This is a genomic window from Bradyrhizobium ivorense, from assembly GCF_900696085.1.
Lineage (GTDB): Bacteria > Pseudomonadota > Alphaproteobacteria > Rhizobiales > Xanthobacteraceae > Bradyrhizobium > Bradyrhizobium ivorense.
Genome location: NZ_CAADFC020000014.1, coordinates 72,381 through 79,056, shown reverse-complemented (window position 1 = coordinate 79,056; position 6,676 = coordinate 72,381). Strand labels below are relative to the sequence as shown.

Here is a 6,676-nt window from a genome sequence, read left to right as displayed (position 1 = left end):
CTCGTGACGGGTTGTTGGGGATGACGGCGAGCGCCCCTTTGGCTGCGATGGCTTGGCGCAAGTGATCGGCGTCATAGGCCGTGTCGCCCATGACCACCTCGGCAGGCAACCCCTCGATCAATTCGGCAGCTTGCGGTGCATCGCCCTTCTGACCCGCGGTGATCGTGAACCGTACGGGACATCCCAAGCCGCGAACGGCCATATGTATCTTGGTGCTCAGGCCGCCGCGCGAACGGCCAATTGCCTGATCTTCAGACCCCCTTTTTTGGCCCCGGCAGCATGCTGATGGGCTCGGACGATGGTGGAATCGACGATCAAATATTCGAAGTCGGGGTCATCGGACATCGCCTCGAAGATGCGGCACCAGACGCCTTTGGCGCTCCATCGACTGAAGCGCCGGAACACGCTGTTCCAGTCTCCGAACGCCTCCGGAAGATCACGCCAGGGAGCGCCCGTACGCACGATCCAAAGCACACCCTCCACGAACATCCGATTGTCGCGGCCGGTCGAGCCCTTCTGGTCAGGCCGGCCTATGATCAGCGGCGCCATCCGCTCCCACGCCGCGTCGCTCAACACCAGCCGATCCATCACACCCAAGACTGCCTCCCCAAAAGCAATCTTGAATCTGATTTGCCCCTAAAAGGGAATCCCTAGAGTCCACACCACCTAGCCCCTTGTGGGAGAGGGTGGCTCGCATCGACAGATGCGAGCCGGGTGAGGGGTTCTCTCCGCGGATACAGACCCCTCATCCGTCGCGGACTACGTCCGCGCCACCTTCTCCCACAAGGGGAGAAGGGAACAAGCGATAGCTTCGTAGCGATCGTCTCACGGCTGCTTCACCGCGATGAACGACGCGACATAGCCCGCGGGCGAGGACCCGTGCGGCTTGGCGCGAATGACTGATCCGACCAGTGCAGGCACCTGATTGATGCCGTTCGGCCATTGATGGGCAAGGCAAGCGTTGTAGTCGTACTCCCAGCCGTCGGTGCCGATGTCCTTCCTGCCGGTGCCGAAAATCCGGACCGAGAGCGGCGTCGTTGCGGTGGCGGGTTGGATCGTGCCCTTGAGATCCAGGCCGTCGTGCCCCCAGCGGATCGTGCCGGTCAGCGATGTCCCTGAGATCTCGAAGGTGAACTCGGCCTCGGCGAAGATCAGGCCGAGCGCCTTGTCGGCATCGTCGCCGACCGGGGCGGGATCGTTGTGAAAGCTGCGATAGGTCCACTTGCCGCCGATATCGGTCATCACGATCTCCCTTGCTCGCGGCCGTTCGGGTTCACCAGCTGAAGGGGCATTGCCGCGCCTCTTCCAACGTGCTGGTCACCGGCGGATCCGGATAATATTGCATCACCCGCTGCACATCCTGCGCGGTCTCGGTGCTGCTCAGCAGCTCGACCAGCTTGAGCGCCTCGTCGATGCCGGACGAGATGCCGCCGCCGGTCAGGCGATTGCGGTCGAGCACGAAGCGCGGCGTGCCCGGCGCGACGCGAATGTTCGGAAACCGCCGCAGGCACGGAATGAACGCCCAGTGCGTCGTGACCTCATAGCCGTCGAGCAGCCCGGCCTGGGCCAGCAGCAGCGCGCCCTCGCAGACCGAGCAGACATATTTCGCGTTCGCGGCCTGCGCCTTGAAGAATTCGAGATAGTCGCGGCCGCTGCCGGTCATGATCTCCTTCAGCGCGCCGGGGTTGGCGCCGGGCACCCAGAGCACGTCGAGCTGCGGCGTGTCGGCAAAGCCAAACGGCGCGATCATGGTCAGGCCGTCGCGCGTCGTGATCGGGCCGGGCTGCCGCGCGATCAGGCGGACCTCCACTTTCGGATCCATCCAGGTCAGCACTTCGCGCGGGCCGGCGACATCGAGCAGGTCGACATCGTCGTAGACGGCAATGCCGACGATCATCGCAAGCTCCCTGTGATCGATCTGAAAACCACCGGCGCCGCCGTCTGGCCGGGCACGATGCGGAGCGTCCAGCGCGGCGGGCGCGGCGGCGCCAGCCGCTCGATCTGCAACGCGACGGAGAGCGCGAACATCAAGGCGAGATGCAGTTGCGGCGCGGTCAGCGGCAGCAGCATTGCCGGTGCGCAGGTCGCCGCACACAGCAGGCCCTGGGTCAGGCCATACCGGATGCAGTCGCGGTCGGCCTCGGGCCCGAAGGCGGCGAGGTTCGGTACGCGATGGCAGCGGTTGAGCGCGCTCTGACGCAGCGGCGCGGCCTGCCACAGCGCGGCGATCGCGACGGCGATCAGCCACGCAGGCACCCCCGCGGCGCCTGCGGCCACCGCGATGGCATTGGGGGCCGCCAGCAGGATCGGACCGACGGCGATCCAGACCAGCAGATAGGCTACAGCAAACAGCGCGGCCGAACGGTTGCGCCGGCGCGCGAGGCTGCGCAGCCGCAATTGCGCGATCGGCTGCGCCAGCAGCGGCGCGGTCATCGCCACGATCATGAGCAGCCAGAGCAGCGCAGCGAGCACCGCGGTGGCGCCGACGCCGTAGACCGTCGAGAATGCGGCGCCCGATGTCACCAGCGTCGGCGACGGCGAGCAGAGCGGCACCGACCACAGTCCTTCGCCCGCCGCGAGCAGCACCCAGCCGCACAGGCTGACGAGCAACAGCGGCGGCGATGCCTCTCGCAAAATCGCAGGCAGCACCCCGCGCGATGTCACGACGTCACCGGCTCTGGCGGTAGATTCTCACCCGGCCGACGTCGATCTGGCTGTTGGCGGAGATCGCCGTCTGCGGCACGAATTTGACGTCGACGGATTGCGCGTTGAGCTGACCCTTGAGATGCATGGCATCGACGATGTCGGTGATCTCCAGCGTCTGGGTCAGGCCGTCGCCGGCGTGAGCACCGCCGGCTTTGCTCGCCGCGCGCGCGCCGAACAGCGACAGCACGCCGGCAAGGTGTTCGGGATGCTGCGCCGGGGTGGCGTCCTTCGGCAGGTTGACATAGACATCGAACACGCCGGCGTCGGTGGTGCTGGTGACGTTTTCCAGCACCAGATAGACGCGATCAGGCGCTTTCGGCGCATGGGCCGGGGCCAGCGAACGGACCCTGAGGCTGGCGGACAGATTGCTGGTTGCCGGGCCATCGAGCTGGACGCTGGCATCGGTGGCGGTGCCGGCAAGCCGGATTGCGCTGCGGCTCTGCCCGACCAGTTCCGTGGTTTTCTGCGAAGCCATGGCCATTGCTCCAGCGAGTGTGTTGGCATCGGCCGGCGCGATACCCAGCCTGCCGAGGCGCGCCGCGAGCACGACCTGCTGACCGGGCACCGAAATGTCCTGATACTCATAATTGAGCGCGGGCGCCTTGGTGTTCAAGACGTCTTTTGCCGTGGTCGTGAACGTCGTGCCGTTCGGCCGCGGCATCACGAACTCGCCCGCCGGCTCATTCAGCCAGTCGGTATCGGTCGGATTCTTGTAGGCATCCGCCGGGTCGGAGGCATGCCCGCGCACCGTCAGCCAGGATTCCCAGAGCCGATCGATGTTGGAGTGATGCAGCCAGAAGATCGGATCGATCCCGGCGGTTTCGAACATCGCCATCAGTCCGTTGTTCTTGGTGATGTCCGGGTCGGTGCCTTCCTTGGTGCCGCCGACCAGAACGTGGACCGGGCCGTGCGGCTGCTGTTCCAGCAGCCCGGCGCCGCGTCCGCCGTGGCTGAACGCGGTGCGGGTGCCGCCAAACGAGGTCGGCAGGTCCTGCGGCTCGTTGAAGAACTCCGGCTCCTGCCAGAGCGGCGAAACCGGAACGTCGGAGGGGCGGATGCTGATCACGCCGTTGCCGCGGCGGCCATAGCGCTCCTTGACCCACAGCGGGTTCTTGCTGCCGTCGTCGAGCAACTCGGGCGCGAAGGCGGCGGGGAATTTCAGCGTGTTGGGCTTGGTCGGATCGTAGTTCCAGTAGGGCAGCGCCCAATCCGCCGGCCCGCCCTTCTTCACGATGGCGTCGAGCAGGATCGCTTCGAACGCGGCGAGATAGGCGCGGTGCCACGACAGGAAATACCACGAGCCGTGCTGGCATTGATTCCAGAAGCCTATGGCGTCCGGGTCGAACGGCAGCGTCACGCCGGCATCGAGATAGCCGAGGTCGATCCAGAGCTGCCGGTCGATGCCGTGCATCGCGGCCAGCGACCACCAGCTCGTGATGTCGGTGATCGGCTTGGCTTGGGCGTCCTTGATCGCCTCGCCGTACCAGAACAGGGTTTTGTCGTTTGCCGGCAATTGCCAGACGTCTTTGCGCACGCGAGCCATGGCAGGCCTCCCGGAATGAGCGCATCTATCGGAATACTATTATCAAACTTCAGGTAAACTAATATGACACTCTACAATCAATGATAGTACAGACGCGCCTGCGCGTAAATGGCCTTGGCGCGCGCTGTTGCCGCACCAAAGCTGGAACCGTTCTGACCTGAACGAGAGAGCGGAAATTAGCCCTTGACGATCCGCCGGCAGTGTTCCCACGCGGCGTGAATCAAATTCACGCTCGCTTCCGGCGTGCGGAACGCCGAATGTGCCGACAACGTCACATTCGGGATCTTGGTCAGCGGGTGATCCTGCGGCAGCGGCTCGGTGGTGAAGACGTCGAGGCCGGCATGGCGGATATGGCCGGACTTCAGCGCATCGATCATCGCCTGCTCGTCGACGATGGCGGCGCGCGCGGTGTTGACCAGGATCACGCCGCTTTTCATCCGCGCGATCTTCTCGCGGGTGATCATGCCGCGGGTTTCGTCATTGAGCAGCAGATGGATCGAAACCACGTCGCTCTTCGCGAGCACGGTGTCGAGATCGACGAAGTCGACGCCGGGATGGTTCTTCGGCGACCGATTCCAGGCGATCACCTTCATGCCGCTGCCGAGCGCAATGCGCGCGACCTCCGCGGCGATGCCGCCGAAGCCGACCAGGCCGAGCGTCTTGCCGGTGAGCTGCATGCCGTCCTCGCGCAGCCAGTTGCCGGCGCGCATCTCGCGGTCCATCATTGCGATCACCCGCGCCGACGACCACATCAGCGCGATGGCAGACTCGGCGACCGCGGTGTCGCCATAGCCCTTGATCAAATGCACGGCGATGCCGAGCCCGGCGAGCTCTTCCGGATTCATGTAGCTGCGGGCGCCGGTGCCGAGAAACACGACGTGCTTCAACCCGGTGCATTTCTTCGCAATGTCGGTCGGCAGCGCGGTGTGGTCGACGACCGCGATCTCGGCGCCGTCGAGCACCGCCGGATAGTCCTCGGGCTTGATGTCGGGATTGCGGTTGATCCGCATCCTGGGATCGCCGGGCTTTTCCAGGCGCTCCATGATGACCGCGAGCGACTCATTGGCGTCGACGAAAACTCCGCGCATGCGAATCTCCACTGAGGGGGAATAAACGGTCAGGACGCGACGCCGGCGAGCGCCAGCACCGTGTGCATCAGGACGTTGGCGCCCGCGGCGCAATCGGCCTGCGTGGCATCCTCCAGCTCGTTGTGACTGATGCCGTCCTTGCAGGGCACGAACACCATCGCTGCCGGCATCACGGTGTTGAGGTTGCAGGCGTCATGGCCGGCGCCCGAGGTGATGCGGCGGTGCGAATAGCCGAGCTGCGTTGCCGCGTTCTCCACCGCATCGACCAGTCTTGGATCGAAATGGGTCGGCGCCTTGCGCCAGACCAGGTCCAGCTTGACGTCGACCTTGCGCCGCGCCGCGATCTCGGCGATCGCGGCACGCAAATCGCGGTCGAGCGCATCCATGATCGCGGCATCGGCGCTGCGGCAGTCCACCGTGAAGGCGATCTCGCCGGGAATGACGTTGCGCGAGGGCGCCGCAATCACCGCCTCGCCGATGGTGCCGACCGCCTTCGGGCCGTGCTTCTTGGCAATGCTCTCCATTGCCAGCACGATCTCCGACAGCGTCGCCAGCGCGTCGCGGCGCAGCGGCATCGGGGTCGAGCCGGCATGGCTCTCGAAGCCGGTGATCTTGCCGTCGTACCACAGCACGCCCTGGCCGGAATCGACCACGCCGATGGTCTTGTTCTCGGCCTCCAGGATCGGTCCCTGCTCGATATGCAGCTCGACGAAGCTGGTGAACTTCTGGCGCCCGACCGGCGCATCGCCGCGATAGCCGATAGAGTCCAGCGCCTGCGCCACCGTGACGCCCTCAGCGTCCTTGCGCGACAAAATGTCGTCGGTGGTGAAGTCGCCGACATAGGCGGCGGAGGCCATCATCGCCGGGGCGAAGCGCGAGCCTTCCTCATTGGTCCAGTTGCAGATGCAGATCGGCAGCTCGGTCTCGATTCCGGCATCGTTCAGCGTGCGCACCATTTCGAGCGCAGCCAGCGTGCCGAGGATGCCGTCATATTTGCCGCCGGTCGGCTGGGTGTCGAGATGCGAGCCGACACCGATCGGCGGCTTCGACATATCGCGTCCTTTCCGCAAGCCGAACATCGAGCCCAGCGCGTCGACATGCACCTCGAGGCCGGCCTCCTCGCACGCCTTGCGGAACCAGTCGCGCACCTGCTTGTCCTCGGCGCTCAGCGTCAGCCGCCGCACGCCGCCCTTCGGCGTCGCACCGAACTGCGCAGTATCGTGGATGGTACCCCAGAGGCGGGCGGAATCGATCTGCAGGTTGGTTGCGGCTCGGCTCATGTTATCAGTCCATTTTTCATTCGGTCATTCCGGGTTCGATGCTGACGCATCGCCCGGAA

General features: G+C 65.3%; 6 protein-coding genes and 1 pseudogene. All 7 read right to left on the bottom strand.

Features of this window, described 5'->3' with window-relative positions; translation table 11 throughout:
- A pseudogene (locus CI41S_RS19660) lies at positions 1-597 on the bottom strand (IS5 family transposase); the annotation flags it as partial.
- Positions 598-825: 228 nt separating this feature from the next.
- A complete protein-coding gene (locus CI41S_RS19655; RefSeq protein ID WP_172628110.1) occupies positions 826-1,242 on the bottom strand; it encodes a hypothetical protein in 417 nt (138 codons plus the stop codon).
- Positions 1,243-1,273: 31 nt separating this feature from the next.
- Positions 1,274-1,897 (bottom strand): DJ-1/PfpI family protein, encoded by a 624-nt coding sequence (locus CI41S_RS19650; protein WP_139861165.1) that lies wholly within the window; start codon positions 1,895-1,897, stop codon positions 1,274-1,276.
- Positions 1,894-2,664 (bottom strand): copper chaperone, encoded by a 771-nt coding sequence (locus CI41S_RS19645; protein WP_139861164.1) that lies wholly within the window; start codon positions 2,662-2,664, stop codon positions 1,894-1,896. The genes CI41S_RS19650 and CI41S_RS19645 overlap by 4 nt, the downstream gene beginning before the upstream one ends.
- A gap of 4 nt (positions 2,665-2,668) precedes the next feature.
- Positions 2,669-4,249, bottom strand: a complete 1,581-nt coding sequence (locus CI41S_RS19640; protein ID WP_139861163.1) for a tyrosinase family protein — start codon at positions 4,247-4,249, stop codon at positions 2,669-2,671.
- Positions 4,250-4,425: 176 nt separating this feature from the next.
- Positions 4,426-5,337, bottom strand: a complete 912-nt coding sequence (locus tag CI41S_RS19635; protein ID WP_139861162.1) for an NAD(P)-dependent oxidoreductase — start codon at positions 5,335-5,337, stop codon at positions 4,426-4,428.
- 29 nt (positions 5,338-5,366) lie between these two features.
- Positions 5,367-6,617 carry a Zn-dependent hydrolase gene (locus CI41S_RS19630; RefSeq protein WP_139861161.1) on the bottom strand — a complete coding sequence of 417 codons (1,251 nt, stop codon included), beginning with the start codon at positions 6,615-6,617 and terminating at the stop codon, positions 5,367-5,369.
- Positions 6,618-6,676 lie beyond the last annotated feature (59 nt).